This is a genomic window from Leuconostoc kimchii IMSNU 11154, assembly GCF_000092505.1.
GTDB lineage: Bacteria > Bacillota > Bacilli > Lactobacillales > Lactobacillaceae > Leuconostoc > Leuconostoc kimchii.
The window spans coordinates 790334-816414 of the sequence record NC_014136.1 but is presented as its reverse complement, the minus strand read 5'-3'; the positions used below and the strand labels follow the sequence as shown (position 1 = coordinate 816414).

25 protein-coding genes and 1 riboswitch are annotated in these 26081 nt (G+C 39.3%); of the genes, 1 reads left to right on the top strand and 24 read right to left on the bottom strand.

Annotated elements, in window-relative coordinates; genetic code table 11:
- Positions 1 to 4 precede the first annotated feature (4 nt).
- The 15 genes from LKI_RS04535 to LKI_RS04465 all read right to left on the bottom strand — a co-directional run bounded on the left by LKI_RS04535 (position 5) and on the right by LKI_RS04465 (position 16256).
- Positions 5 to 1036 (bottom strand): ABC transporter permease, encoded by a 1032-nt coding sequence (locus LKI_RS04535; protein ID WP_013102991.1) that lies wholly within the window; start codon positions 1034 to 1036, stop codon positions 5 to 7.
- A gap of 11 nt (positions 1037 to 1047) precedes the next feature.
- Positions 1048 to 1965 (bottom strand): ABC transporter permease, encoded by a 918-nt coding sequence (locus tag LKI_RS04530; protein ID WP_013102990.1) that lies wholly within the window; start codon positions 1963 to 1965, stop codon positions 1048 to 1050.
- Positions 1966 to 2042: 77 nt separating this feature from the next.
- The gene (locus tag LKI_RS04525) at positions 2043 to 3677 is read right to left on the bottom strand and encodes a peptide ABC transporter substrate-binding protein (RefSeq protein ID WP_013102989.1); all 1635 of its coding nucleotides are present in this window, start codon (positions 3675 to 3677) and stop codon (positions 2043 to 2045) included.
- A gap of 264 nt (positions 3678 to 3941) precedes the next feature.
- Positions 3942 to 5579, bottom strand: coding sequence for a peptide ABC transporter substrate-binding protein (locus tag LKI_RS04520; RefSeq protein ID WP_013102988.1), 1638 nt, complete (start codon positions 5577 to 5579; stop codon positions 3942 to 3944).
- Between the two features lie 175 nt (positions 5580 to 5754).
- Positions 5755 to 6414 (bottom strand): amino acid ABC transporter permease, encoded by a 660-nt coding sequence (locus tag LKI_RS04515; protein WP_013102987.1) that lies wholly within the window; start codon positions 6412 to 6414, stop codon positions 5755 to 5757.
- Positions 6415 to 6423: 9 nt separating this feature from the next.
- A complete protein-coding gene (locus LKI_RS04510; protein ID WP_013102986.1) occupies positions 6424 to 7065 on the bottom strand; it encodes an amino acid ABC transporter permease in 642 nt (213 codons plus the stop codon).
- Entirely contained in the window at positions 7065 to 7931 is an 867-nt protein-coding gene (locus LKI_RS04505; protein WP_013102985.1) for a transporter substrate-binding domain-containing protein, read from the bottom strand. The genes LKI_RS04510 and LKI_RS04505 overlap by 1 nt, the downstream gene beginning before the upstream one ends.
- Before the next feature lie 81 nt (positions 7932 to 8012).
- Positions 8013 to 8750 carry an amino acid ABC transporter ATP-binding protein gene (locus LKI_RS04500; RefSeq protein ID WP_013102984.1) on the bottom strand — a complete coding sequence of 246 codons (738 nt, stop codon included), beginning with the start codon at positions 8748 to 8750 and terminating at the stop codon, positions 8013 to 8015.
- Positions 8751 to 9006: 256 nt separating this feature from the next.
- Positions 9007 to 9960 carry a YdcF family protein gene (locus LKI_RS04495; protein WP_013102983.1) on the bottom strand — a complete coding sequence of 318 codons (954 nt, stop codon included), beginning with the start codon at positions 9958 to 9960 and terminating at the stop codon, positions 9007 to 9009.
- 17 nt (positions 9961 to 9977) lie between these two features.
- Complete coding sequence (locus tag LKI_RS04490) at positions 9978 to 11075, bottom strand: aspartate-semialdehyde dehydrogenase (RefSeq protein WP_013102982.1); 1098 nt, start codon at positions 11073 to 11075, stop codon at positions 9978 to 9980.
- Positions 11076 to 11123: 48 nt separating this feature from the next.
- The gene (gene alr, locus LKI_RS04485; protein ID WP_013102981.1) at positions 11124 to 12236 is read right to left on the bottom strand and encodes an alanine racemase; all 1113 of its coding nucleotides are present in this window, start codon (positions 12234 to 12236) and stop codon (positions 11124 to 11126) included.
- A gap of 77 nt (positions 12237 to 12313) precedes the next feature.
- Positions 12314 to 12483, bottom strand: a riboswitch (Lysine riboswitch).
- Positions 12484 to 12502: 19 nt separating this feature from the next.
- A complete protein-coding gene (locus LKI_RS04480) occupies positions 12503 to 12985 on the bottom strand; it encodes a P-loop NTPase family protein (protein WP_013102979.1) in 483 nt (160 codons plus the stop codon).
- 37 nt (positions 12986 to 13022) lie between these two features.
- Positions 13023 to 13559 (bottom strand): biotin transporter BioY, encoded by a 537-nt coding sequence (locus tag LKI_RS04475; protein ID WP_013102978.1) that lies wholly within the window; start codon positions 13557 to 13559, stop codon positions 13023 to 13025.
- Between the two features lie 35 nt (positions 13560 to 13594).
- The gene (locus LKI_RS04470) at positions 13595 to 14575 is read right to left on the bottom strand and encodes a biotin--[acetyl-CoA-carboxylase] ligase (RefSeq protein WP_013102977.1); all 981 of its coding nucleotides are present in this window, start codon (positions 14573 to 14575) and stop codon (positions 13595 to 13597) included.
- 124 nt (positions 14576 to 14699) lie between these two features.
- Complete coding sequence (locus LKI_RS04465) at positions 14700 to 16256, bottom strand: ABC-F family ATP-binding cassette domain-containing protein (RefSeq protein WP_041773503.1); 1557 nt, start codon at positions 16254 to 16256, stop codon at positions 14700 to 14702.
- 82 nt (positions 16257 to 16338) lie between these two features.
- Here LKI_RS04465 and LKI_RS04460 point away from each other — a divergent pair, with 82 nt between their 5' ends.
- The gene (locus tag LKI_RS04460; RefSeq protein WP_013975348.1) at positions 16339 to 16671 is read left to right on the top strand and encodes a VOC family protein; all 333 of its coding nucleotides are present in this window, start codon (positions 16339 to 16341) and stop codon (positions 16669 to 16671) included.
- Positions 16672 to 16724: 53 nt separating this feature from the next.
- Here LKI_RS04460 and LKI_RS04455 read toward each other — a convergent pair whose 3' ends face one another.
- The 9 genes from LKI_RS04455 to LKI_RS04415 form a co-directional block, all read right to left on the bottom strand.
- On the bottom strand, positions 16725 to 17129 hold the full coding sequence (locus LKI_RS04455; RefSeq protein WP_013102974.1) for a helix-turn-helix transcriptional regulator: 405 nt from the start codon (positions 17127 to 17129) through the stop codon (positions 16725 to 16727).
- A 180-nt stretch (positions 17130 to 17309) separates the two neighbouring features.
- Positions 17310 to 18557 (bottom strand): chloride channel protein, encoded by a 1248-nt coding sequence (locus LKI_RS04450; protein ID WP_013102973.1) that lies wholly within the window; start codon positions 18555 to 18557, stop codon positions 17310 to 17312.
- 208 nt (positions 18558 to 18765) lie between these two features.
- Positions 18766 to 19125: a DUF1304 domain-containing protein gene (locus LKI_RS04445; RefSeq protein WP_013102972.1), complete on the bottom strand. Its 360-nt coding sequence runs from the start codon at positions 19123 to 19125 to the stop codon at positions 18766 to 18768.
- On the bottom strand, positions 19126 to 20082 hold the full coding sequence (locus LKI_RS04440) for an NADP-dependent oxidoreductase (protein ID WP_013102971.1): 957 nt from the start codon (positions 20080 to 20082) through the stop codon (positions 19126 to 19128).
- Between the two features lie 17 nt (positions 20083 to 20099).
- Positions 20100 to 21440 (bottom strand): dihydrolipoyl dehydrogenase family protein, encoded by a 1341-nt coding sequence (locus LKI_RS04435; protein ID WP_187286369.1) that lies wholly within the window; start codon positions 21438 to 21440, stop codon positions 20100 to 20102.
- Positions 21441 to 21896, bottom strand: a complete 456-nt coding sequence (locus LKI_RS04430) for a MarR family winged helix-turn-helix transcriptional regulator (RefSeq protein ID WP_013102969.1) — start codon at positions 21894 to 21896, stop codon at positions 21441 to 21443.
- Positions 21897 to 22005: 109 nt separating this feature from the next.
- Positions 22006 to 22908: an ROK family protein gene (locus LKI_RS04425; protein WP_013102968.1), complete on the bottom strand. Its 903-nt coding sequence runs from the start codon at positions 22906 to 22908 to the stop codon at positions 22006 to 22008.
- 118 nt (positions 22909 to 23026) lie between these two features.
- The gene (locus LKI_RS04420) at positions 23027 to 23533 is read right to left on the bottom strand and encodes an RrF2 family transcriptional regulator (protein ID WP_013102967.1); all 507 of its coding nucleotides are present in this window, start codon (positions 23531 to 23533) and stop codon (positions 23027 to 23029) included.
- A gap of 65 nt (positions 23534 to 23598) precedes the next feature.
- Complete coding sequence (locus LKI_RS04415) at positions 23599 to 26013, bottom strand: YhgE/Pip domain-containing protein (protein ID WP_013102966.1); 2415 nt, start codon at positions 26011 to 26013, stop codon at positions 23599 to 23601.
- Positions 26014 to 26081: the final 68 nt, after the last annotated feature.

Below are 26081 nucleotides of genomic sequence, written 5' to 3'. Positions count from 1 at the left end.
CCTCTTAGTCTTCACTCGCACGTGGGTCAAAAGCATCACGCAAACCGTCACCCAATAGAATGAAAGCCAATGATACCAAAACCAACACGGCAGATGGAATTAATACTTGATAGGGATAGAACTGTAACATCGCTTGAGCATCTGAAATCAACGATCCCAGCGAAGCGGTTGGTGGCTTAACGCCCAAGTTAATTGCAGATAGGACCGCTTCAAACATAATCGCAGTTGGTACTGTCATCATGATTTGAACAATGATTGTACCAGCCATGTTTGGGATTAAGTGTTTCACAGCTATTTTAAATGAACTTTCACCCAAAGATTTGGCCGCTAATACGTAATCACGTTCTTTTAATGTCAGTGTCATGTTTCGAACTTGTCGCGCCATGCCTAACCACCCAGTCATAGCGATAGCCAAAATAATAGATAATACACCACCACCTAATAGCAGACCAAGCATCGTCACGATAATTAAGTTCGGAATTGATGATAGAATTTCAATGATACGTTGCATCACATTGTCAACCCAACCACCTTTCCAACCGGAAAAGACACCATAACCAACGCCAACAACCAAATCAATCAAAGTTGCAACAATGGCTACTAATAATGAGATACGCAAACCGACAGTGACACGCTTTGCGACTGAACGACCAATATTGTCAGTTCCTAAAATGAACTTTTTATTTTCCGGCACACCTTGTGATTCATAAACATCTGTTGCTGTTGTGTCCCCAGGTGCTTTTATTTTGCCGTTCCAACCCGGAATTGGCAAACTAGAATTTGGTGGTAAGTTCTTGTAGACACCAACCTTATCAGAATTAAAGGCATTTGCTTGTTTTTGTGGTACAAAGAAATTTGACAAGACTGCAAATGCCAAAATAAGCACTAGGAACCACATTGAAATCACTGCAAGTTTATTAAGTTTGAGTCGACGCCAAGCATCTTGCCAAAATGACAAGGCTGGCTTTGATATATGCTCGTTGGCTTCAGAGCTTTGTGCGCCAACGATGACAAAATCTTGAGTATTTGCTGCCATCATAAGCCTCCTTATTGCAAACGAACACGCGGATCAATAATTGCTGTCAAAATATCCGTTATCAAAATCATAACCATCAACATTGCTGAATAAACAATTGTTGTACCCATAATCACTGGAAAGTCTTTTGATGGAATTGACAAGACAAATTGTTGACCAATACCAGGAATTGAGAAAATTTGTTCAATCAACGTTGACCCTGTCAGTAATCCAGCAGCCATTGGTCCAATTAAAGTCAATACCGGAATCATCGAATTACGATACGCATGTTGATTAACAATTTCTTTGGCACTTAATCCCTTGGCTTTAGCTAATTGCACATAATCAGACCCTAGTGATTCAATCATTTCAGACCGCACAAATCGTGTCGTAACAGCTGCAGGGCTCACAGCTAGCGCAATTGTTGGTAATATCGTTTGTGAAAACGAATCACCCCAACCGGAGACAGGGAACAATGGCCACTTGAACCCAAATACGTAGACCAAAACAATACCCAAAATGAAACTAGGAATTGAAATCCCTAACGTTGAGATGACACCCAATGTCCCATCAATTTTGTTATTCTTGTTTCTTGCAGATGCAGCACCCATAATCAAACCTGCAATGACACCGACAACTAATGCTTGTGCGCCTAGTTGGGCAGAAACAGGCAAACGTTGTCCAATCAACATACTGACCGGCTGGTTTTGATATTGGAATGACGTCCCAAAATCACCATGCGCTGCGCCAATCAAATAATTGAGATATTGTTGCCACAACGGTAAGTCCAAACCATAAGTTGTCTTTAATTGTGCTAGCGCTTCTGGTGTTAACTTAGGATTATTGAACGGTGTTCCTGGCATAATCTGCATCAGGAAAAATGTCACTGTAATCACTAAGAAAAGCGTGAAAATGAGAAGTACCAGTCTTTTTAAAATATATTTCCACATAATATCATCTTCCTAAACAAATAAGAATCAATTCACGTTACCTCTTATTTGAAATTAAGTATTTGTACGACCTATGACTACTTACGATATGCATATTTGAAATCTTGAATCAAACCTGTTGTATTTACCACAACACCTTTAATATCAGGATTCTGCAAAGCGTAATGCGCTCTGAACATCAATGGACTATAGTTAGCATTTTTAAACAACGATGCTTCCGCATTTTTATAATCTTCGTCTCGGCTTTTCTGATCTAGCGCATCTGTTGTTTCAGCCTTATTGACAGCATCAGTATAGGTATCATTGATAAACTTGCCATCATTATAAGCCCCATTATTTTTAAATAGGTCATAGAAAGTGGATCCTTCAGGATAGTCACCACCCCACGCTGTTAGCAAGATCTCAAAGTTTTGGTTCTGCGCATCTTGCAATCTTTGCTTAAACGGTACAAATTTTTGATTGATTGTCAAACCTGGCAGTGCCTTTTGCCAAGAGCCTTGCAAATAATCAACAACGACTTTGTTAGCAGGCTGATCCGAAGCTGCTTCAATTGTCAAAGTCGCTTTTGTTTCGCCAATTTCTTTCAATCCTTCAGCAAATAGTTTAGCCGCTTGATTTTTATCATACGTATATCCAGGTGCAACATACTTAGCTAAGTCAGCACCACTTGCTGTTTTGGCTAACCCTGTTGGTACGATAGCTGTTCCGGCTGTAGATACACCACCGGTCACTTCTTTAACAAGTTCATCACGGTTTGTAGCCAAATTCAAAGCCTGTCGAATTTTAGTATTAGCTAAAAATTTATTAGTCCCTGTCTGATTATACTCAATATAATCCGTTCGTGCTTCTGGTACTTTAACACTGTTCTTATTGCCCTTGTTTGCACTATAAAGCTCTGTTGTGGTTAATGGTGCTTCATCTAATTTGCCTTGTTTATAGAGTTGAACAGCTGTCTCAGGCTTTTTGACCACTTGATAGGTTAATGTTTGTGTTTTGACGCTTTTAGCATCCCAATAGTTCTTGTTCTTCACCAATTCGAATGTCCCGTTAGTCCCATTCCAACCCTTAAAGGTGTAGGGACCTGAGTACAATTGTTTATCAGATGTTGTGCCGTATGTTTTACCTTGCTTAGTAACAAACGATTCCTTTTGAGGCATGAAATTTGAAAAAGTGAGCAGGTATTCAAAATGTGGCATTGGATGTTCCAAAGTGAAAGTCACCGTGTTGCCTTTGGCGGTCACACCTAAATTAGCTACCTTTTCTTTGCCTGCAACAATTTTATCTGCATTCTTAACACCTGATGCTAGATAAGCATATTGTGAGGCGGTTTTAGGGTCAACAATACGCTGCCATGAATAAACAAAGTCTTGCGCTGTTAATTTTGATCCGTCAGACCACTTTAACCCATTACGCAATGTGGCAGTATAAGTTAAACCATCGCTCGACACCTTGACAGACTTAGCAAGATCAGAAACTGCCTTCCCTTTAGCATCAACGCGCAACAAGTTGGAACCTGAGTTACCAATAATTTGATTAGAGTATTGATCGGTGTTTTTTGAAATATCTAACGTTTGAATATCTGTTGGCAATGAATAATTTAATGTGCCCTTTGCAGCAGTCTTTTCACTGCCCCAAAGTCCTGCAACGCGTGTGCCACCGGCGACAACAACAACCGCTGCTGCACCGATAGCCACCTTTTTCCATGTATCCATACTACTATCCTCCCAAGATATGTCAGTCCTTTTTAAATACACATTAGTAAATAATACTATATCACTTAGCATTATCATATACAACTCATACTTAGTCGTTATATCTCATAATATAATTCCATCCATAAACATGTTGCCTAATCATGTTAATCGCTCGAATATGATTATGTGCTGACTATCATTGTCTTCTTAAATAAAATAAGAATTAACTAACGTCAATTCTCAATTTACTCATTCAACCTGATTTTTTATTGTTTAATAATGTTACTTCTTGACAGCTGATTTCCAGTCTTGGTTCAAACCTGTTGTATTAAGCACAATGCCTGTCACGTCAGGATTTTGCAAAGAATATCCTGAACGGAAATACAATGGATTAATATTGTTATCCTTAAACAGAGCAGCTTCAGCATTCTTATAGTCCGTATCACGTGCTGAGTTACTCAAAGCATCGGTCGTTTCTGCCTTTTTGACTGCAGCAGTGTAGGCAGCATTTTTAAATTGACCGTTGTTATATGATGCCCCATCTTTAAACAAGTCATAGAACGTCGAACCTTCAGGATAATCACCACCCCAAAGTGTAATGACAGCATCAAAGTTTTGAGTTTGTGAGTCCTTTATACGCTGTGCAAATGGCACTAACTTTTGGTTAACTTTCAAACCTGGCAATGCTTTTTCCCAAGAACCTTGTAAGTAATCAACAGAAGCCTTTCCTGCAGGTGCATCAGCATCAGTAGTAATTGTGATTGTTGCTTGAGTTTCACCTAACTCTTTCAAACCTTCCTGGAAAGCGACCTTGGCAGCAGCAGCATCAAACTTATAACCTGGCGCTACAGTTTTAGCTAAGTCTTGACCAGATGCTGTCTTAGCCAGGTCTTCCGGTGCCAATCCAGTTGCAGGGGTTGAAATGCCAGAAGTTACTTGCTGAGTAAGTTCTTTACGATTTGTGGCTAAGTTCAATGCTTCTCGAATCTTAGCATTAGCTAAGAACTTATTTTTACCTGTTTGGTTATATTCTATAAAGGCCGTTGTAGCTTCTGGTGCCTTCACAACATCTTTATTATTTTTGTTTGCTTTGTATAATTCAGGTGTATTAGCAATGGAAACACGATCGATCTTGCCTTGCTTATACAATTGCACAGCTGTTTCGGGCTTTTGAACAACTTGAATGTCAATTTGCTTTGTTTTAACATTCTTGGCGTCCCAATAATTATCATTCTTAACTAACTTAAAGGTGTTATTGGTTCCATTCCAACCCTCAACTTTATATGGACCAGAGTATAGTGATGTTTTTGCAGTTGTAGCGTATTTCTTACCTTCCTTAGCAACATAACTTTCCTTTTGTGGCATAAAGTTAGCGAATGTTAGCAAGTATTCGAACTGTGGCATTGGGCGTTCGAGTTCAAACGTTATTGTATCACCCTTTGCTGTTACACCAAGCGTATCAACAGCCGCCTTACCTGCAGCAATCTTATCTGCATTTTTAACACCAGATGCTAGGTAAGCATATTGTGAGGCTGTTTTAGGATTAACAATACGTTGCCATGAATAAACAAAATCTTTAGCAGTCAACTTTGATCCGTCTGACCACTTCAAACCATCTTTCAAAACAACAGTGTATGTCAAGCCATCTTTTGAATGCTTCACAGATTTGGCGAGTTCAAGCTGGGCCTTACCCTTTGAATCAACACGCATTAAGTTGGCACCGGAGTTACCAATGATTGTGCCGGAATAAGTATCAGTATTCTTAGAAATATCCAATGTCTGAATTGGCGTGGGTAACTGGAATGATAGATTTTTACTATTTCCTGCTGAACCACCACCCCAAAGACCTGCTGCACGTGTACCGCCACCGACAACAACTACCGCTGCTGCACCAATGGCCACTTTTTTCCATGTTTCCATTGCTCATATCCTCCCAAGATATATTTGATTATTTTAAGGTTCTAATTAACAGATATTAGTATACCATGTGCTTTTCTCATATACAACTCATTATTAATTGTAATATTCTTTTTTAAAAAATAATCAATAACTATTTCAATTGTTAGCTATTGATTAAATATACGGACTTAACAGCCTATGCCAGCTTATGATCAGCCCATCTTGCAATGAGTGATAAGCCATAATTCAATAAGAAGTAGACTAATGTGATTGCAATTAACACAGGTATGATATAAGTTGAATTTTGTGCATAAACAATTTGACCACGATATGTCATTTCAGACAGAACAATACCCATAGCCAAACTGGTATCTTTGACCAAGGAAATGAGTTGTGAAATAATCGGTGGAATCATTCTTTTGTATGCTTGTGGCAAAATAATGTAAATCATCGTTTGCATATTGCTTAATCCGTTTGCACGGGCCCCTTCAAACTGCCCAATGTCAACCGACTCCAGACCACCACGGACGATTTCAGCTAACATGGCCGATTCAAAGGTACTCATGGCAATCACAGTCGCCCAAAAGATAGGTAAGTGAATGCCAATTTTTGGTAATGCAAAGTAAACAAAGAAGATAATCAATAATAACGGTAAATTACGGATGACGTTGTTAATCGTGCCAACAAATTTAGAGAAAAATGGTAACCGTTCAAATTGAATAATACCAACGACTGAGCCAAAAATGAGACTTAGAATTACCGATATAACTGATACACCAACCGTGATACCCAACCCGCCCAGCAAATAAAGGACGTTTTGTGGTGTGAAGGCACTAAATATTCCTAATGTAACCATAATTCCTCCTTACGCTGCGCGCTTGAGCTTTTGCTCAAGGTGTTGCATATAATAACTCAACGGTAATGTGATAACTAAGTAAAAGATTGCAACAATGATATAAGTACTAAACGTATCAAATGTGTTAGCAGCAACCATATTACCTTGATACATCAAATCTAATCCGCCAACAAAAGCCAGAATAGATGAGTTCTTCACCAAGTTAATGAACTGGTTTCCCAAAGATGGTAGTGAGATACGAAACGCCTGTGGCAATACGATATGTTGCATGGCTTGTGCAAATGACAAGCCATTGGCACGTGCACCTTCCATTTGTCCAGAATCAACAGACAAGATACCGGCACGTACTGTTTCAGCTATAAAAGCTGATGTATACAACATCAACGCAACGGTTCCTGAAGTAAAACCACTCATTTTAATATATTTTGAGACAACTAGGAAGAAGAAAAAAGTGATAATTAATAATGGAATATTTCGGAAAACTTGCACATAAATATTGCCAATCTTCTGAGCCCATTTTTGTGGCACAATCTGCATAATCGCAAACCCTGTACCGAGTATCATCGATCCAACTAGTGCAATCAAGCTTGAAAGTAGCGTATAACCAAATCCCTGTAAGAATGTTGGGAAATTATCTTGTAATAAGTTCATTATTTCGCCTCCAAACTATGCCAATCAAGCCCTGGTACATTACTAAACCACTTCTTGACGAGTTTATTATAAACACCATTTTCTTTAATGGTAGCTAATGCTTTGTTTGTTTCATCTATCATAGGCTTTTGATTATTATCAAATGCGATACCATAGGGACCATGTGTAAACGCCTCACCAGCGATATGATACTCTGGATTTTCTGTGGCAAAACCATACAAAATAGCATTGTCAGTTGACATAGCTTGACCTTGACCACTCTTTAATGCCTGCATTCCTGTTGCATAATCCTGAACAGCAAGCATTTTTGCCTTAGGCGCAAACTTTTTCAATTCAGTCGCAGCCGTTGTCCCAACCACCACAATAATCGTATACTTTGAATCGTTCATGTCTTTAATTGAACGAATACCAGAATCTTTTTTAACTAAAATTGATTGTCCGGCATCAAAGTATTGATTCGTAAAATCAATGATCTTTTCACGTTCTGGCGTGATGGTCATAGTCGAGACAGAACCATCAATATTAGTATTTTTGATTAATTGCATCTTTGACGATGATGATACTGGCACAAATTCTGCTGACATGGGTACACCGGTTTGTTTTGAGATCTGTACTGTAATTGCGCGAGCAATGTCAATATCAAACCCTTGCGAAATGCCAGTTTTAGTATCCATTAAGCCAAATAAGCGGGTATCAGCTTTAACGCCCCAGACAATACGCCCAAGTTTTTCGACGCGTGCCAAAGTGTCCTGATGCTCTTCATTTTTCTTAGCAGTTGCTGTTGCCCACATTAAACCGAGGACAATAACGGCAGCTAAGACAATTGTGGCAATAATACCAAATTGTCGTTTTTTAGCTTTTTCCATAATGTTTATACGTCTATACTAGCTTACATGATTTTATAATCATAATGTAAGCCAGCACACTGACGCTTTTCCTCCATAATTTTAATGATGTTCAACTTGACTCAAAAACTTTTGTGCACGAACTTCCTTTGGATTTTCAAAGAATTCTTGAGTTGTACTGTCTTCCAACACTTCGCCATCAGCCATAAAGATCACACGGTCAGCAACCGCCTTAGCAAAGCTCATTTCATGGGTAACCACTAACATTGTCATTGATGAATCCTTAGCAATGTCACGCATGACATCCAAAACGTCACCAACCATTTCAGGATCCAAAGCTGATGTTGGTTCATCAAACAGAAGTGCTTTGGGACGCATTGCCAATGATCGCGCGATTGCTGCACGTTGCTTTTGACCACCTGATAGTTCTGAAGGCATGTTAGCTGCTTTATCAGCTAAGCCAACTTTCTCTAGCAATTCCATCGCAATCTTTTTATTCTCAGCTTCGTCACGTTTCAAAACTAATCGAGGTGCTAACATCACATTCTCTAACGTTGTTTTATTATCATATAAGTTAAAATGTTGAAAAACCATACCAACATTTTTTCGCATACGGTTCATATCTGTTTTAGGATCATGTAAATCAAAACCATTAACTAAGAGCTGGCCTTCTTGAATTTCTTCTAAACCATTAATTGTACGAATAAGCGTTGATTTACCGGAACCGGAAGGACCGATCAAAACAACCGTTTCACCTTCATCAATTGTTAAATTGACATGTTTGAGTGCATGGAAGTCACCGTAGTACTTCTCGACATTTTTAAATTCAATCATTGACATGCTAAATCTCTCCTTATTCATGTATGTTCACCTTAGCGCATACATATATTAACGCTAAAAAGGGGTGCATCAGAACCACCTTTAAAGGTTTATCGTCTGCTTGCCTAATTGTGTTCTATAATCTATTGTACCTGTTTAAACGTATTTCCGTCAAAGTTGTGATAGAAAACATGACATGTTAATGTGAGAAAATTAACATTTATAAACAAATACTTAAAAACATATTTGTCAGTGTCTGCAATGATTCACAAACTTCTTAATGGTACATTAAACTATTAACAATCAAAGCAAAAATCAACCAGATCATCCCCCATAAAAAATGTTGCCTTTTATTAATACTCATAACACCAGCAAATTCACGTAAAAAGGCTGGTATTTGGTAACTCAATCGCACTGAACCGCCTCGTCCACTAGCCATAATGTGTTGTTTTTTTGCTAATAGTACACCACGGAAAACATGATAGTTACTCGTGTAAAATGTAAACGCTTTGCCCTTTAATAACTGGGATGTCAATTTTAAATTTTGATAAGTGTTATGTGACTGGTTCTCTAACAGCGTTTTTTTGACCGGTACACCATAGGTTGTCACAGCCCATTGCCGCATTGCCTCCGCCTCACTAATCAGCTGATCTTCTCCCTGCCCGCCTGAAAAAACCATTATTGGATAGTCCGGTAATCGTCGTGCATCTTTTACCGCGGCTTGAATGCGTTGGTCCACAATATTGCCAACACGATAACCATCTACCAATCCACCGCCTAAAACAACTAACGGCCCTGTCATTGGTGCTTTAGTAACATGCTTGTAGACCATACTACTCATCGTAAAACGTATAAACTGATACACAAAATATAACATCAACCAAGGCATACTTAGTCGCCATAATGGCCAACCCCAGAAAATAACCAAACTAGTGACGTAACTAACCACTAACACGGGTAAAACAAAATCATGCGATTTCTTCCAGCTATGCGTTGCCATATTCAACATTAACACAACACCTAATACCGTCCCTATCACGTAGCCACTTTTCAGAATCAAATTTAAATTTTTATCAGTCACATTAATGACATGTATGGCTAGCCAAAAGACCCCAAAAACAATAAAAACCCCATACGTACCGATTCTCATCGTCGCGGGATTTTGCTTGATTTGACGACATAACGCCACCAATAATAAAATAATTGTCACTATTAAGATTATCGTTTCCATAACCTTATTGTACCATGCTATCCCGCTATAAATTTATTTGCAGCACCTTCTGGCACACGCACAAGATCCAAAGCAACTAAACGCTCAGCAATTTGAACAGTATTCCATGCTGCGCCCTTTAATAAGTTGTCGGACACGACCCACATATGGAACGAATCATCATTTTCAAGATCTGGTCGGACACGACCAACAAAAGTCTCGCGCTTGCCTTCAGCATTAATTGGCTGTGGATAAAGCTGTGTTTTAGGATCATCTTCTAAGATAACACCTTCAGCTTGACTCAAAGCTTTTTGAATACCCTTCACGGTTGCACCCGTATTAGGATCAGTTTCAAAGTAAACCGTTTCGCCGTGACCAACAGGTACAGGTACACGGACCGCTGTTCCAGTCACTTTAACTGACTTAGAATTTTTGTTACCAAACATGATCTTCTTAGTTTCATGAATCATTTTCCACTCTTCATGTGTATAGCCGTCATCTTCGAAGACGTCAATCTGTGGCAATAGATTGTATGCTAACGGATAGTGCTTTTCAGCGCCTTTTACTGGCAATATATTGGCAACCATTTCTTCCCCTGCATTATGTGCAGTGGTTTGCGCTACCAATTCTTCCCAAGCTGATTGTCCAGCCCCCGAGGCTGCTTGGTATGTCGAAACGATCACACGGCTTAACCCATAAGCACGACGAATTGGTTCAAGTGCAACAACCATTTGTGTTGTGGAACAGTTTGGATTGGCAATAATGCCATTGTGTGTTTGCAAATCAGCTTCGTTTACCTCTGGCACAACTAAAGGCACATTGTCATTCATTCGCCAGTAACTTGAATTATCAACCACGACAGCGCCACGTTTAACTGCTTCAGGTGCAAATTTGTGTGAGACAGAACCACCACCTGATGCTAAGACCAAATCGATACCATCAAAACTTTCTGGTGTCGCTTCTTCAACAATGATTTCCTGATCTTTGAACGTTAATTTTTTGCCTGCTGACTTGGCAGATGCCAGTAACTTTAATTGATTAACTGGGATTGTTGATGCTTCCAGTTGCTCAATTAACCGGGTACCAACCGCACCTGTTGCACCAAGAATTGCAATATTATACTTCCGCTCTGTCATGTTTATTTTCTCTCCTAATATTTTATCACTACTATAATTTAGTACCTATTAATCTACCAAAACACGATGTAATCTGTCCTGCATGCCTGTCATAATCTCCCAAGGCGCTAATCCGGCATGCTGCGCGACATCTTCTATGGTATTTTCTAGCCCACCATCTTTTCCAATAAAAGTCACTTTCGTGCCTACTGGATATTGGCGTGGTAACCTAATCATCAATTGATCCATGGCAACTTGACCAACAATTGGCGCGTAGTGACCGTCAACAATGACTTTAAACCCAGTCATCTTTCTTAACCAGCCATCCCCATAACCAATAGGCACAGTGCCAATCCATTCATCACCAGTGGTTGTGTATTTGTGTGAATAACTAATGCCTTCACCCGCTGGTAACAATTTCACAAAATTCATTTCACTGCGTAACGCCATGACAGGCTGTAAGTTTTTGCCATCTGCCAATTCGCCACGGGAAGGCTCCACCCCATATAAAACAGTGCCTACCCGTACAACTTCGTGTGGTACTTCATCGGCGTGATACATCGCAGCACCAGAATTAGCAACGTGATAAAATTCAGGTTCTGGTAAACCATCTGTCATGTCATGCCACCTTTTAAGTTGCATGTAGAAATAATCATTGTTCGACGAATCTGACTCGGCAAAATGTGTCGCCAAACCAACATAGTCAAATAATTGCTTATTTTCCTGCAAATAAGCAATCGCCTCAGCCAGCGACTCTCGATCGCGAAAACCAATGCGCCCCATACCAGTATCGACACCTAATGACACGTGTAGCCGTTGCTCGCCACTCAAATATTGTGCGGCTTCTTTTAGCCATGACAAGGACACAACTGTTGTCAAAATATGCTGCACTGCCATGAGTTCAGCATACTTTGCTGGTGAAATACCTAAAATTAAAATTGGCGCAGTCACCCGTTCATGCCGTAGTGCTAATGCCTCATCAATAATAGCCACTGCTAAGCCGTACACACCACCAGCTACTGCAGCTTTAGATGTCGGAATTAAACCCAGACCATAGGCGTTTGACTTAACAGCTAAAAATATTTTATCAGCGCCTGATGTTTTTTTGACCACTTCCGTATTGTGTTTTAAAGCTTGTTTGGAAATTTCAATTTGTGTTGGTCGTGTTATTGCCTCTACCATGGTTACACCCTTTTCAAATAAAATAAAAATCCATGATTGCCGGATGTGGCAGTCACGGATCGCAGTAAAACAATCGTTTCTGTCATAGCACCCCGCGCAATCGCGACAGTCCAATAGCTCTTAACTATTGGCCCAGTTAACTGATATGATAGTATCAGCACTTCGGCCACACCCCCTTTTATTCGTTTCGCAGTATCTATCAATACTCCACGAATGACTCTTGGTTATGGCAACCTCTATGATTTTCTCATGGTTTTTATTTTATTCTAATTTTTATCTTTTGTCAAACCTTTTAAACCTTTGCACACAGTTACTTTAGCCTGATATGGTTGCAATAAATTAAAAATTGCCGCACGATGTGTATTTTTCCACTTCCTTTGCCAATGCAAATAGATGCGTAATTGACGATATTGTGGTGGACCACCAAAGAGCCAATTTTTTAGCCAACGCTTGAAAATGTAAATCATATTACGCCAATATGGTGGATCTAATACAAAAATTTTGTCTGCATTTGCAAAAAGTGCTTGCCCCTCTCGATATTGTGCCCCTTCGATAATCCAACTGTCATGCTGTAACACCTTATTTATCAATAATTGCCTTTCTGAAACTGTACGGTGTTTGTCCCCATTAACTGCTCGAATCCAATTAAGATCATCCAGTGATGTGACCGGTACATTCATCTTGTGGCTTAAATTGTAAGCAAACGTTGTTTTACCACTGCCTACTGGGCCAATAATTCTAATTTTCATTTTTCACCACTAAAACTAGTTGTCCTAACCATTCTGATTAAAAAGCCACCAACGTACGTGACTGTAGTTGCCTAATCGCTAAGGCAACAACCACTACAATAACAATTTTAAGAACACTTGAAACCATAAATGGTGTTACACCGGCAGCTATTGCAGCTTGAGCCGACATATGTGCACTGATACTGAGCCAAATTGTACCTAAGGTCAGATTAAGAATCGTTGCCACACAGTTTGTCACTATTAAGCCCGTAACCGTTCGCCATTTTTTAAACGATAAACCAATAATTGGTGAAAAAAGTAAGAATGACCATAGATAGCCACCTGTTGGTCCAAAAAATAATACAATGCCGCCTTTAAATCCTGCCAAAACTGGTAATCCTAATGCCCCTAATACTAAATATAAAACAATTGCGGTCAGACTAACTCGCATTGACGATACTGAAGCAACTAAAGCGATAATCAATGTTTGCAAGGTCATCGGTATCGGACCAACATTAATCGCTAAGGGACCGACTGCTAATAGTAACGCTGTGAGTACCGCAGTAATGGCAATACGTTGTGTATTTGAATTCATTTCTTATCTCCTAGTATTTATCTCAATTGTAAAGCTCAACCTTTGTACACATTATCTGGTAAATTAACTTTTAGCACCTCGCCAGAATCAATTATTATCATATCACTCCCTGTATCAAGCAATAATTGACCTTGTTCATTAATATCTTTGGCAACACCCGTCACCACGTCATGACCATATTTAACTGACACGTTCTGACCAATAACAATATTGTGAGCACGATATTCCGGTAAAAATGTGCCTGTTGTATAGTTCCCATACAATTGTGTAAATTCATCCTGTATGGCTGCAACGATTGTATTACGTGACACTGTTAGTTTACTAACCATACCACCAACTTTTTGCTCTAGTGAGACGTCCATGTTTTGAGGCCGTAACAAGTTCAATCCAATCCCCACCACAATGGCTGATACCTGCTGACTTTCAAAATCCATCACACCTTCTGTTAAAATACCGCCAACTTTACGCGAGTTAAACAACAAATCATTGACCCATTTAAAATTCAAATCAATCGCCAATGTTCTTTTAATTGCACGTGCCACAGCAACGGCCGTACTTGTCGTGAGTAGCCCTGGTATCACAGAGGTCCCCACGGCCAATGGTAATACAAAAGAAATGTACAGCCCATTGTCCGCAGGTGATAAAAAGGGACGGCCCAAACGGCCTTGCCCATTCGTTTGGTGGTTAGCAATAATTATAGTTGGTTCAGTAATATCGCCATTGGTCAGCGCTTTTTTTGCATAAGCATTCGTTGAATCAACCACATCAAGTAAGCGAATTTCCCAACGACTTGTTGCCAATTGTGTAATCATCGGGGCACTCAATACTTGACCACTCTGATACAGGTAACCCACATGATGTTGACTTGTAATATTATGCCTCTGTGCCGTTAATTTTTTAATTGCCTTCCATACAGCGGCGCGGCTAATATCTAATTCTTGAGCCAGTGTTTCCCCGCTTAAATAGTCTCCCTCATGTTCGGCAAAATATTGTAATATTCGTTCATCTGTTTTCATATTTTTTCCTGACCATATGTTTGATTAGTTGTTTTTAGTAAACTTGTTTATAATTATGGTTTACTAAAAGTGAAATGTCAACCTTTACCACATAAAAAACGCCTTCCGGCGTTTTTGGTCTCTATTATTCTGTATCTTTCTTAAAGGAAAGCGCAGCAACGTTCAATTCACGATCACCTAACCCCTTAGTAAAGCTCACTTCGTGGGAAACAATGATAACATTTCCTGGGAACTTGTCTATGGCTGCACGTAATGCATTTTTAGTACCCTCATCTAAGTGATTGGTTGGCTCATCTAAAATCAAGAAATTACTAGGTTTCATTTCCATAATTGCTAATTTAACTTTGGTTTGTTCACCACCTGAAAGCTGTTGCAATGGTTTTTGCGCATTCTCAGAGGTAATACCAGCTGCAGCTAAGCGCGTCCTCAAGGCTTTAGGTTCTAATGTTGGAAAACGATCTTGCATCTCTTGCAATGGCGTTTTAGTATCATTATCCCATTCTAAATCTTGATCGAAATAATTAACAATTGCTGAAGGTGAAAATTCTGCATGACCGTGCAGTGCTGGAATAACACCTAAAATTGATTTAATTAATGTTGACTTACCCGCACCATTAAATCCCTTAAAAACAAGCTTTTGTCCAGTCGTAATCGAAAAAGTAACTGGCTCCAAAACAGGTGTCACATAACCAACAGATAACTCATTAACCGATAAGGCATTAGCCGATTGTGAATTAACATAAGGAAAATTGAATTTTGCTTGTAGTGCTTCAGATGGCGGATCAACCTTGTCCATACGTGCTAGCATCTTTTCACGTGATTTCGCTTGCTTTGAAGTTGACGCACGCGCCTTATTTTTGGCAATAAACTTCTGCGCTTTTTCAATTTCACCTTGTTGCTTCTCATATTGACGTAACTGTTGCTCTGCTCGCTCATCTTTTTGGCGCATGGCTTTCTTGAATGAGCCACGGAATTTAGTGATTTTACCAAACGATAAGTCAATAATCGCATTTGTCACTTTGTCCAAAAAGTCAAAATCATGAGAGATAATCATCGCTGATCCTTCATAACTTTGCAGAAAGTCTTCTAACCATTCAATATGGGCCACGTCTAAATAGTTTGTCGGTTCATCTAAAATAATCACATCGTCATTTTCAAGCAATAACTTCGCTAAGATCACTTTAGCACGTTGACCACCTGACATTTGATCTAATTCACGATCACGGCCAATGGCTTCCAAACCAAGACCAGATATCACACGCTCAATCTTCGTGTCCACATCATAAAATCCGGCCGCATCAAGCTCTTCTTGCATACGTCCCGCGCGCTCTAACAATTTATCATTCATAGACGTCGCATAATCATTATAAAGTTCTGTTATACGATCTTGCTTGTCATATAGGTCTTGATAAGCAGTATGCAAAAAGGCCACCAAATCCATGCCATCTGGGATCTCTGCATACTGATCCAAATAACCTATTTTGAGTCCTTTTTGCCATTCAATTTTACCAGACAATGGTAATTCTTGACCAGTTATGATTTTGATAAGCGTTGACTTACCTGCACCATTCTGCCCAACAATACCCATATGTTCGCCTTGTTGCAATTCGAATTCTGCGTCTTCATATAAAGTTTTTTCTGCGTAGGCCATTGAGAGCCCACTGATTTCTAATAATGCCATAAAGTTAAGTGTAACATATTTTTGAATAATATGGTCATTTGTCTGTTGAAAAATTTTTAAATTAATATATACTATAATTACTATGAAACCACGTAAACTTAACATTAAAACAGTTCCCGCAACAGATACAAATCGTGCTTACAGATTTTGGCGCGACGTCTTCGATTTGCCACAATCTGGTCATGAAAGTGGCCGACACCTCATGATTGATGGTGAAGATATCACCTTCATATCTGGGCCACCAACGCATAATCTTGAGATACTGGTTCGGGATCATCAGACTGATTTACGTAAACATTTGCGTAATAACTTCATCTCAATTATTGATGAACCTGAGATGCGTTTTGGTCATAAAATCGCTTTTAAAATCAAAGATTCTGAAGGTAATGTCATTACCCTAGAAGCTAACCAATAAAACAAAAAAATCGTAAACAATTGACACGTTGTTTACGATTTTTTTGTTTTATTTTACTTAAATGGTTCAACTAATGCTGGCACGAGCCAACTTAAGAAAGCACCTACAGGAAAAATCAACCACCAGTAACTCGCTAAGAATTCCCAAAAATTCATACTATGATGACGACGAATATACTCACCCTTGCGCGGATCGAATGTAAATTCTGAATTATCTATTTTATCTTGACCATTTGTATCTGTCTGTTGTTGTGGCACACCTAATACTAAACTATCCAGCGAACAGTCAAATATATCAGTGAGCTTAATCAGGTTAGTTAGGTCAGGCGTTGCATCCCCTGACTCCCAGCGAGATATAGCCTGTCGTGAAATAAATAATTTATCAGCGATATCTTCTTGAGACATGCCTAACTTAGTACGGTATTTTTTTAGTTGCTGCGGGAATAAGATGTCCATCATGCTACCCTCGTTTCCTTTTATTTGATTACTTTAATTATGCAACATGGTTAATCAAAAAGGTAGCAATTAAACGTCAAAAAAACGCAATCAGCAACCTTAAAGTGCGCACGGATAGATTGCTAATACTCCTATAGCGTTGATTTATTAGTGTTTATCAGATTGCGCACTGTTAACATTTTGCTATTTAACCAGCATCTTTTTCGAGACACCTGTCGCAATTAAAATAGCCATACCCATTGGTAATAAAGCTGATGAATCCAAATGACAAATTTCAATTAGCATCAACATGGCCATAAATGGTGCTTGCTGAGATGCTGCTAATAGCGCACCTGCTCCTATTACAGCACATTGCCAAATTGACACTGCTGGTAGCCATGGCATGAGGAACAATCCGACGATTGCGCCAATAACTGCACCAATGGCTATTGCTGGTGTTAACGTGCCACCAGCCGCACCAGCACGAATCGTCAATACCGTGACAAATGTCTTCAATAGGCCACCAACTAATAAAATACTAACCATCTTTTGACTACTACTGCTCATAGCCAATTGCGCCAATGACCGACCATTTCCCATGATTTCAGGTAATAATAAAGCGATTAATCCGGTTATTAAACCCATAGCTGGTAATTGCCAAAATATGAGTTTATTTGTTGTTTGATGACTTTCAGCCCATTGGCATAATTTTCTAAATAGCGCACCGACTACGCCAGCAATTGGTGCCAAAATAAAAATCAGCAGAAAACTGATGGCAGAAAATTTAGCATCTCCTATGAGATAATAGGGTCGAAAGCCCTTCGCCAAAGACCCTACAAACATGGCAATCGTTGACATTGTCAAACTCACAGCCACTGTGCGTAAGGTTAATTTTTTAAGTAATACTTCGACAGAAAAAAGCATGCCAGTAAATGGCGCAATATATATCCCTGCAAAACCGGCACCTGCTGCTGCGGTCATTAATAGTTGTCTGTCTGACTGTGATAACGCTGGTATATGTAGTTTTTGCAGTAGATTAGCCCATTTTTGAGCAAATAATGCACCTGCTTCTCTAGGTGCAAGTTCACGACCAACAGAGCCACCTGTACCGACAAAGAATATTTGTGTCATCACATGTAATATTGTTTGCCAAAATGGCATTTGCTCGCCATTGAGCGCTTTTTTGATGCTAATTGGTGTCTTCGTTTGCGTTCGCAAAAACCACCAAATTACGGCAACGATTATGGCACCAACGACGACTGACAGTAACCGATCAGTGGGGAATGTTCCCAGTGGCGCTGGTATTTTTGCAGTTTCTTCGTATTTTAAAAATACACGCTCAACTAAATCCAAAAATAACCCTAAAAGCATTGAGCTCAAACCAACGATTAAGCCAAGTGAAATCGTTGAAATGACTAAAACAATTGTCTTTTTGTACTGATTAACTGCCATATTTAAACACCTATTTTTTTATTTATCAACCCTTATATTCTACCGCAAGGACGATTTTAATTCGATCTTTTTTAAATAACAATTTATCCCTGATCTTTAAAATAAAACAGTGGATAACAATCACTAAAGTCATTGTTATCCACTGTTTTATCAAATTACATTATATCGCTCACTTCAAGAGATAACAGATTCTGAACTAACGTATCATTCAGTTAAAGTACAGTGCAAGCAAAGCAATAGCTGCTGGCAAACCTTGAACTAAAATAATCTTGCGTGTAGCCGTTAGGCTACCATATATTGCGGCAACTAAAACAAATAGCATTTCTAATTGCAACATTAAAATCTGTTGGTGCCCTGTCAATAAGAACATTGTGGCAAAAATTAAGGCGCCAAGTAAGCCATTATAGACACCTTGGTTCCCCAATAATACCTTCACTTCAGGTATCTTAACAAAAGACTCGTCTAAATCAAATGCTTTCGCTTGTTGTGGGGCTGAACCAAAAATTTCTATACCCATAATAACAATAGCTTCAATGGCAACTAATCCAGTGACAATATATCCAAACATTTATTTCTCCTCTTGTACAGCATTTTTAATCTGTACCACAATTTTACCACGTGCATGGTGCGTTTCGCTACGCTCATGCGCTGCTCGTATACCCGTTGTTGTTAATGGATAAACAGAATCAACCACAATATCTAATGTTCCCTCAGCAAATGTATTAGCCAATTGCTCTAAATCTTGCCCATTGGTATCTAACCACCCTGTTTCAACAGTTTTGCCATCCGTTTGCTTTTGAGACTCAGTAAGCATTGTTGATATGGTAACAAAATGACCGCCAGGCTTCAAAATAGCAATACCGTTATCAACATCCCCAACCATATCAAACACAGCATCATAATCTGACAGCACATCAACAATATTTGCCTGCCGATAATCAATCACTTGATCAGCACCTAGTCCCACCACAAATTCACGATTAGCTTCACTAGCAGTTGTCGCCACATACGCACCTAATTTTTTAGCAAGTTGAATGGCATAAATTCCCACACCACCTGCACCAGCTTGAATAAGCACTTTTTGACCAGCTGTTACTTTCAGTTGGCGTAACATTTGTAACGCTGTTAACCCAGCTAATGGGACAGCTGCAGCCTCCTCAAAACTAATATTGTCCGGTTTGCGCGCTAACTTATCAGCTTTAACTACCGTGTACTCAGCATATGCGCCATTTTTCCCTGTTGGGTCAGTATCTGGTCGTGCAAAAACTGCTTCACCAACATGAAAATTATCTACATTGTCACCAACTGCTATGATTGTACCTGCAATATCCCAGCCCAATACAACAGGGAATTGCCATTGAAACATCTGTTGCAACAACCCTTGACGTGCCTTGTAATCGATTGGATTAATACTTACTGCTACATTTTCAACCAAGACTTCATCATCTCCAATTGTGGGTACGACTATATCAACAACTTTTAATTGATCCTTATCTCCATATTGATTAATAACTGCTGCTCGCATATTTTTTCTCCTAACTTTTAAGCTAAGTAATTCGCGATCATGGGTAACACAATACCAGTATGTGTCGGAAAAGCAAAAATTTGAGACTTAATGTCTTCACTTGTATATTGCTTATTAATGACTGGTACCAATGCATTGATCACTTCTGGTGCAAAGTCGCCTATTAAAGCGGCACCAACCAAATGTTTATCTTGATTCATCACGATTTTGATGGCTGCATGCACATCATTTAACGTCTGGAAACGCATGATTTGACCATAAGGTATTTCAATAACTGTTAAATCAGATCGTTTCTTCGCTTCATCCGTTGTCACGCCAATTTGTGCGATACGCGGTAGCGTAAAAGCAACTGTTGGAATAGCTGGGTAGGCAATTGGCTTCTTGTCCCCAAGTAGCATACTAGCAATGTAATGTGATTCAAAAGTTGCTGTCGGTGTTAACCGTGCAATTGGCTTTGAAATAACATCCCCACTCGCATAAATATTAGGTACACGCGTTTGTAAATGATGATCAACTAAGATACCTTGACGATCAGATAGCACCCCAATATTTTCCAAACCAAGGTTTTCTGTATTCGCCACACGTCCAGTTGTATCCATCACATAATCAACTTGGTAGCTATCACCCTGTGCTGTTGTCACAAGATATTGACCATTTTCAACTGCCGACACACCTGAAACTGTATGATTAAAGGCAAATTTAATACCTTTTTCTGTCATATCGGCCACCACAACTTTTGCATAATCGGCATCAAACCCAGTCAATGCGCGATCACCATGTTCAATCAGTGTCACATGACTACCAGAAGCGTGTGCAATTGATGCAAATTCCATCGCAATATAACCGGCACCAATGAATACCATTGATTTTGGCATATCTGGTAAATCTAAGAAATCTGTACTGTCGTGCGTTAGTTCGGAACCAACAATTGGCAATTTAGCTGGACGTTGGCCAGTTGCAATGACAAATTGCTCAGCCGTATACGTTTCACCTGCGACTGTGATTGACCGCGCTGTCATAAATTTAGCATGACCTGCGATAATATCAATACCATCGACTGACAACATATGAGCTAAGCCATCTGATAATGGATCAATCACCTCATGTTTGTACGCCATCAATTCTGGCCAAATAATATCTGGTGTCTGATTAATACCAATACCATGATAATGATGCAAGTGATGAATCATTTCCGCTGGGCCATCTAACAAAATCTTAGCATTACAACCAAAATTTGTACATGTCCCCGCAACTTTATTTTCTTCAATAAGTGCCACTTTTTTACCAGCACGTGCTAATATCTGTGCACCGTGCCAGGCAGCATGCCCACTACCAATAAAAATCACATCATACATTATCTACTTTTCTTCCTTTTCTGCTATTATTTGCTGTAACACAAGATTAAGCGCTTGGTTGTCTTCTAAGACATCGCTTAGCGGTCGATTACTACGTTTAAGTAAAACTGCACGTATAGCATCGACTTCATTAAGAATTTTTTGAAATAATTGTTTTTTATCAACAATTATGGACAAAAGTTTAACTCGCTTATCCTGTTTACTTTGAATTTTTGAAAGCCAGCCTTTTTGGACCAGCTTATCAATAACTGGCGTCAACGTATTACTTGACAACTCAAGTTCCGTCCCAATGTCCATCATATTTACTGCACCACGCCTATCAATAATGAGCAAGCTCATATATTGTAAATAAGATAAATCATATGGCTCTAAAACTTGCGCATATAATCGATGAAAATAGCGATTTGTATTATAAACTGATAAACACAGTTCATCATAAAGATGTTTATCTGTTGCCATCTTAACTCCTTAATATATGTTGTATATATAAATTATATCGTACACGACATAATTTACAAGTCCTAAAAAAGATACTACAGATGCCAACCTGACATCGTATATCAAATTATTAAACTTTAATATCAATTTTTAGCAGTAAGTTATAAATTGCCCCATATAAATTAGCATCATTACTAAAATGGCTTGGCAAAATTTCTGCTTTGGTTAATGTCTGTGCCACGACAGTATTACGCTCAAATAGTTGATGATAAGCTTTTTCAATCTCAGTTGTTACAATCGGTTGACTAGAAATACCGCCACCAATGACACAACGTTCTAGGTCAACCACTGTCTGGACATTATAAATCAATAGTCCAATTTCCATAACATACGCCTCAAAAATTGGCCATGCTACTTCATGACGTTGATTGATAGCTTCAAATACTTTCAAGCCATCGTGCTTGTCAGGCATATTCAAAGCAACAGCTACACGCTCAATCATCTTAACAGCACTGCCAAGGGACCCTTCAAAATGATCAAAAGACATATTTGAATGATACGACAAGAAACTCAACTCGCCGGCTTGAAAGTGTGTTCCAGTGAATAATTCACCATTTAAAACTAGTCCACCGCCAACACCCGTTCCTAATACGATAGCAGCGCCATTACTAATACCTTTTAAATTACCCAACCATAGTTCAGCAAGTGCTGCTGCTTTACCATCATTTTCGATACCCACAGGTACCTGAATGTCTAACATTTTGGGTAAGTTTATCTTATCCAAAAAGGTAAGTGCCCCGCCACCATAAATCGTTTCATCATGATGATCGACCTTACCCGGCACACTAATTCCTAACCCTTTGATTGTTTTGGCGTACCTATTAATAATATGTTGTAATTGCGCCAAAAATACGGTTAAATTTTCAGATTGTGTTGGCTCACTATGCCTTTCAATCAGTTGACCAGCCCGGTTCACAATGCCGTATTTCACATTTGTCCCACCAATATCAATCGCTAAATAATTTAAATTCATACTACCGTAGCCTCCACATCACGCTTAAATTTTGTTGTTTGTTAAGAAGATTGTAGCATATTTAGAAAGCGCTTACATTAACAACACGTCTAGTCAAAAAAAAACGACCCGAAAGTCGTTAGTCAGCATTAAGATGAACTTGTCGCCAATCAATTTTTCCAAAAGCATCAACATTAATGTGCTGTAATAATTTAGCAATTGTATAATTTTCTAATCGGTTTTTGAAGTCTTGTTCCGCCTCATTGAACACTGTCAAAACATCATTAGTAGCTACTGCTAATGCTTGCTGAACATCTTCTATGCGTTTATTTGATTTTTGGTTTAAGAAAATACGATCAGCAAGTTGCGTAGAATGAATAAAGCTTCCCATACCTTCAATTGCCTGATAGACATCTAATAATGTAATTTGAGAAACAGGGCGCGCTAATTTAAAGCCGCCCTCCTTACTCGCAATCGCTTGCACAATACCAGCCACGACTAATTTGCGCATCGTTTTTTTCAAATATGATTCTGACACTTCCAGCCGATCACTTAATAAGTAACTTTTAACAGGCAACTCATCTTTTTGCAAAGCAAGCATCACTAAGACGACTAAACTTTGTTCAACGGCATTTGACATTTTCATAATGTTCTCCAATTTAAAATCAATCAGTTAAATTTAGCAGACAAGATATGACCATTCAAATAATGTCAGTCCGCCCATAGCATTTGATTATGTTGTAATTTCCAGTGGTAGACACCCCATGTCAACACCATTGATATCATACCAACTGATAATAGTACCGTCAAATCTGTAGCGACGCTACCACCAATAGATATTGTTTCACGGAACGCATGAACTGAGTAAGTCATTGGCATCCATGGATGGACTGCCCTAAAGAATTCGTTCGATAACTCTATAGGGTACGATCCAGCACTGGCACTCAGTTGCAGTACCATCAAAACTAACATGATCCCCGAACCCAGTTTACCAAACAAAACATTGAAAAGCAGAACTAATTGGTTAAATGAGAATGCTGCTACTAGCGCGACAACAAAGAGCATTACAGGTCTTTCAGCATTTAAGCCGTCAACTAATATCAACAATGTTGTCATCACAAGTGCCTGACCAATCCATACTGGAAAGTTAACCGTTTGTTTATCTGCCCACCATGCGAAACCACTACGTGGTTTCTTAGCAACAGTCATGAAGTCATAAATCGTGCTTAATGTAATCATTCCGACAAATAAACCAACTGACATCATGTACGGTGCCATACCTGTGCCATTGTTCGCCACATGAGATAAATTATTTTGTGAACTTTTAACTGGTTGTGTGAGTGCCGTGACGTTGCCTTTATTATTGTGTACGGCATTCAATTGAATCGCACCATCAGCTAACTTAGCTGCTAGTGTTTCCGTGCCATTTTGTACTTGACCTAATGCGGAGGCAGCTTGTGACGTTCCAGTCGCTAGTTGTTGCGCCCCTTGAGTTAGCTGACCAGCACCATTGTTCAAAGCACCACCTTTACTTGCTAATTGTCCCAAGCCACTATTTAGTTGACTTGTGCCAGTAGCTAACTGGCTATTACCACGTGCTAGTTGGCTAGCACCATTGCTGAGTTGTGATGAGGCAGCAGTGACTTGTTTTTGACCGGCATTTAAAGTGGCTGCGCCATCAGCTAGTTTTTGAGCGCCTGGCACTGCTTGTTGTGACAAACCAGTACTTATCGTTGTTAGACTGTCGTCAAGTTGCTTGATTGCTTGACGAGCACCTTCTGTTGCTTGTGCACCTTGGCTCAATTGTTCTAATTTGGGCAATGCTGTGGTTAGTTGTGACTGTAGTGCTTTCAAAGATGGTAAAGCTTCTTGTAATGGTTGTAAGGCAGCATTCATCTCTTTAGCCGCCACAACACTACTGGTTAGCCCGCTGCCTAATTGTTGCGATGTTTCAGACATTCCCTGAATTTGTTGTGCTATTTCTGGATTTTGTTGTAAAAACGTAACAAATTTTGGATCTTTTGTCATGTGTTCAAGCTGTCCCTTGAGTTTGGCAGTTGCTGCTCCTGAATTTGTCAAACCAGTATTTAGATCACTGCTTGCCTTTTTAATCGCACCATCATCAACAGTCACATTTGGTACTGAATTACTATTCAACGTATTTTGTATGTTTTTTAAACCTTCTGTTAATTGCGCTAATCCTGTATCTAACTTATTGAGATCTGCTGATTTTGCCTTTTGCTGACTATCAATTTGCGCACTAACTTTCTGCAGTTGTACAGCTAGTTCTTGTGCACCTGCAGCCAATTGTTGGCTACCAGCTTCTAATTGTGGTGTACTTTGGGCTAGTTGTGATGTGCCTGATGCCAATTGGTTAGCACCGGTAGCTGCTGAATTCGCACCACCAGCCAGTTGATTAGCACCATTATTGACTTGTGATACACCATTTGTGTATTGGCTTACCCCTTGAGCCAAAGTAGATGTTCCAGACGTTAATGACTCTGCGCCATCATTCAATTTTTTGGTACCGTCAGACAATTGACCTACACCATTGTTGAGTTTGCTGGCACCATCTGATCCCGCTTGTAGGCCTTTTTGTGATGATTTAGTGGCTGATAGAATGGTTTCATTGTAGACTTTTTGAAGCGACCGCGTCACTCTTGTTTGGATTTTGTCAGCTGCTGAACTCGTCATTTTTTCGGCAATGAAGCTGGCCCCTGCATTATGCGAAATTTTAATTTTTGACGTTATAGGTTGATCACTTAATAATGTCCCTGCGTTCTTGGTAAAGTCACTTGGTATCGTGATGGTCATATAGTATTTGCCTTGCTTCAAGCCATCCTGTGCTTTCTTATTAGATACCTCACTGATCTTCAAGGGTTGCTCTTTGACTAACTTGTCAGCTAAATCAGAACCTAAATGCTGATTTTTACCATTAATCTTAGCCGATTGATCTTGGTTAACAACGGCCACTGGCAAATTATTTACATTCCCATACGCATCCCACAGTGATGACAAAAAAATCACTGCATAGATACTAGGAATCAATGTAATCCCCAATAACAGTAACTTTAAACCACGTAGTTTACCAATGCGCTGCCACTCTGCGCTTTTCCAAAATTTCATGCCTTTGAGCCCTCGTTTTCCATGTACTTTAAATGTCTATGGATATATTATATACACGGTTAAAGAAA

What these genes read in the sequence shown, in the direction of transcription:
- LKI_RS04535 (WP_013102991.1), bottom strand. Translation starts at nt 1,036, where the DNA reads ATGGCAGCAAATACTCAAGATTTTGTCATCGTTGGCGCACAAAGCTCT.
- LKI_RS04530 (WP_013102990.1), bottom strand. Translation starts at nt 1,965, where the DNA reads ATGTGGAAATATATTTTAAAAAGACTGGTACTTCTCATTTTCACGCTT.
- LKI_RS04525 (WP_013102989.1), bottom strand. Translation starts at nt 3,677, where the DNA reads ATGGATACATGGAAAAAGGTGGCTATCGGTGCAGCAGCGGTTGTTGTT.
- LKI_RS04520 (WP_013102988.1), bottom strand. Translation starts at nt 5,579, where the DNA reads ATGGAAACATGGAAAAAAGTGGCCATTGGTGCAGCAGCGGTAGTTGTT.
- LKI_RS04515 (WP_013102987.1), bottom strand. Translation starts at nt 6,414, where the DNA reads ATGGTTACATTAGGAATATTTAGTGCCTTCACACCACAAAACGTCCTT.
- LKI_RS04510 (WP_013102986.1), bottom strand. Translation starts at nt 7,065, where the DNA reads ATGAACTTATTACAAGATAATTTCCCAACATTCTTACAGGGATTTGGT.
- LKI_RS04505 (WP_013102985.1), bottom strand. Translation starts at nt 7,931, where the DNA reads ATGGAAAAAGCTAAAAAACGACAATTTGGTATTATTGCCACAATTGTC.
- LKI_RS04500 (WP_013102984.1), bottom strand. Translation starts at nt 8,750, where the DNA reads ATGTCAATGATTGAATTTAAAAATGTCGAGAAGTACTACGGTGACTTC.
- LKI_RS04495 (WP_013102983.1), bottom strand. Translation starts at nt 9,960, where the DNA reads ATGGAAACGATAATCTTAATAGTGACAATTATTTTATTATTGGTGGCG.
- LKI_RS04490 (WP_013102982.1), bottom strand. Translation starts at nt 11,075, where the DNA reads ATGACAGAGCGGAAGTATAATATTGCAATTCTTGGTGCAACAGGTGCG.
- alr (WP_013102981.1), bottom strand. Translation starts at nt 12,236, where the DNA reads ATGGTAGAGGCAATAACACGACCAACACAAATTGAAATTTCCAAACAA.
- LKI_RS04480 (WP_013102979.1), bottom strand. Translation starts at nt 12,985, where the DNA reads ATGAAAATTAGAATTATTGGCCCAGTAGGCAGTGGTAAAACAACGTTT.
- LKI_RS04475 (WP_013102978.1), bottom strand. Translation starts at nt 13,559, where the DNA reads ATGAATTCAAATACACAACGTATTGCCATTACTGCGGTACTCACAGCG.
- LKI_RS04470 (WP_013102977.1), bottom strand. Translation starts at nt 14,575, where the DNA reads ATGAAAACAGATGAACGAATATTACAATATTTTGCCGAACATGAGGGA.
- LKI_RS04465 (WP_041773503.1), bottom strand. Translation starts at nt 16,256, where the DNA reads ATGGCATTATTAGAAATCAGTGGGCTCTCAATGGCCTACGCAGAAAAA.
- LKI_RS04460 (WP_013975348.1), top strand. Translation starts at nt 16,339, where the DNA reads ATGAAACCACGTAAACTTAACATTAAAACAGTTCCCGCAACAGATACA.
- LKI_RS04455 (WP_013102974.1), bottom strand. Translation starts at nt 17,129, where the DNA reads ATGATGGACATCTTATTCCCGCAGCAACTAAAAAAATACCGTACTAAG.
- LKI_RS04450 (WP_013102973.1), bottom strand. Translation starts at nt 18,557, where the DNA reads ATGGCAGTTAATCAGTACAAAAAGACAATTGTTTTAGTCATTTCAACG.
- LKI_RS04445 (WP_013102972.1), bottom strand. Translation starts at nt 19,125, where the DNA reads ATGTTTGGATATATTGTCACTGGATTAGTTGCCATTGAAGCTATTGTT.
- LKI_RS04440 (WP_013102971.1), bottom strand. Translation starts at nt 20,082, where the DNA reads ATGCGAGCAGCAGTTATTAATCAATATGGAGATAAGGATCAATTAAAA.
- LKI_RS04430 (WP_013102969.1), bottom strand. Translation starts at nt 21,896, where the DNA reads ATGGCAACAGATAAACATCTTTATGATGAACTGTGTTTATCAGTTTAT.
- LKI_RS04425 (WP_013102968.1), bottom strand. Translation starts at nt 22,908, where the DNA reads ATGAATTTAAATTATTTAGCGATTGATATTGGTGGGACAAATGTGAAA.
- LKI_RS04420 (WP_013102967.1), bottom strand. Translation starts at nt 23,533, where the DNA reads ATGAAAATGTCAAATGCCGTTGAACAAAGTTTAGTCGTCTTAGTGATG.
- LKI_RS04415 (WP_013102966.1), bottom strand. Translation starts at nt 26,013, where the DNA reads ATGAAATTTTGGAAAAGCGCAGAGTGGCAGCGCATTGGTAAACTACGT.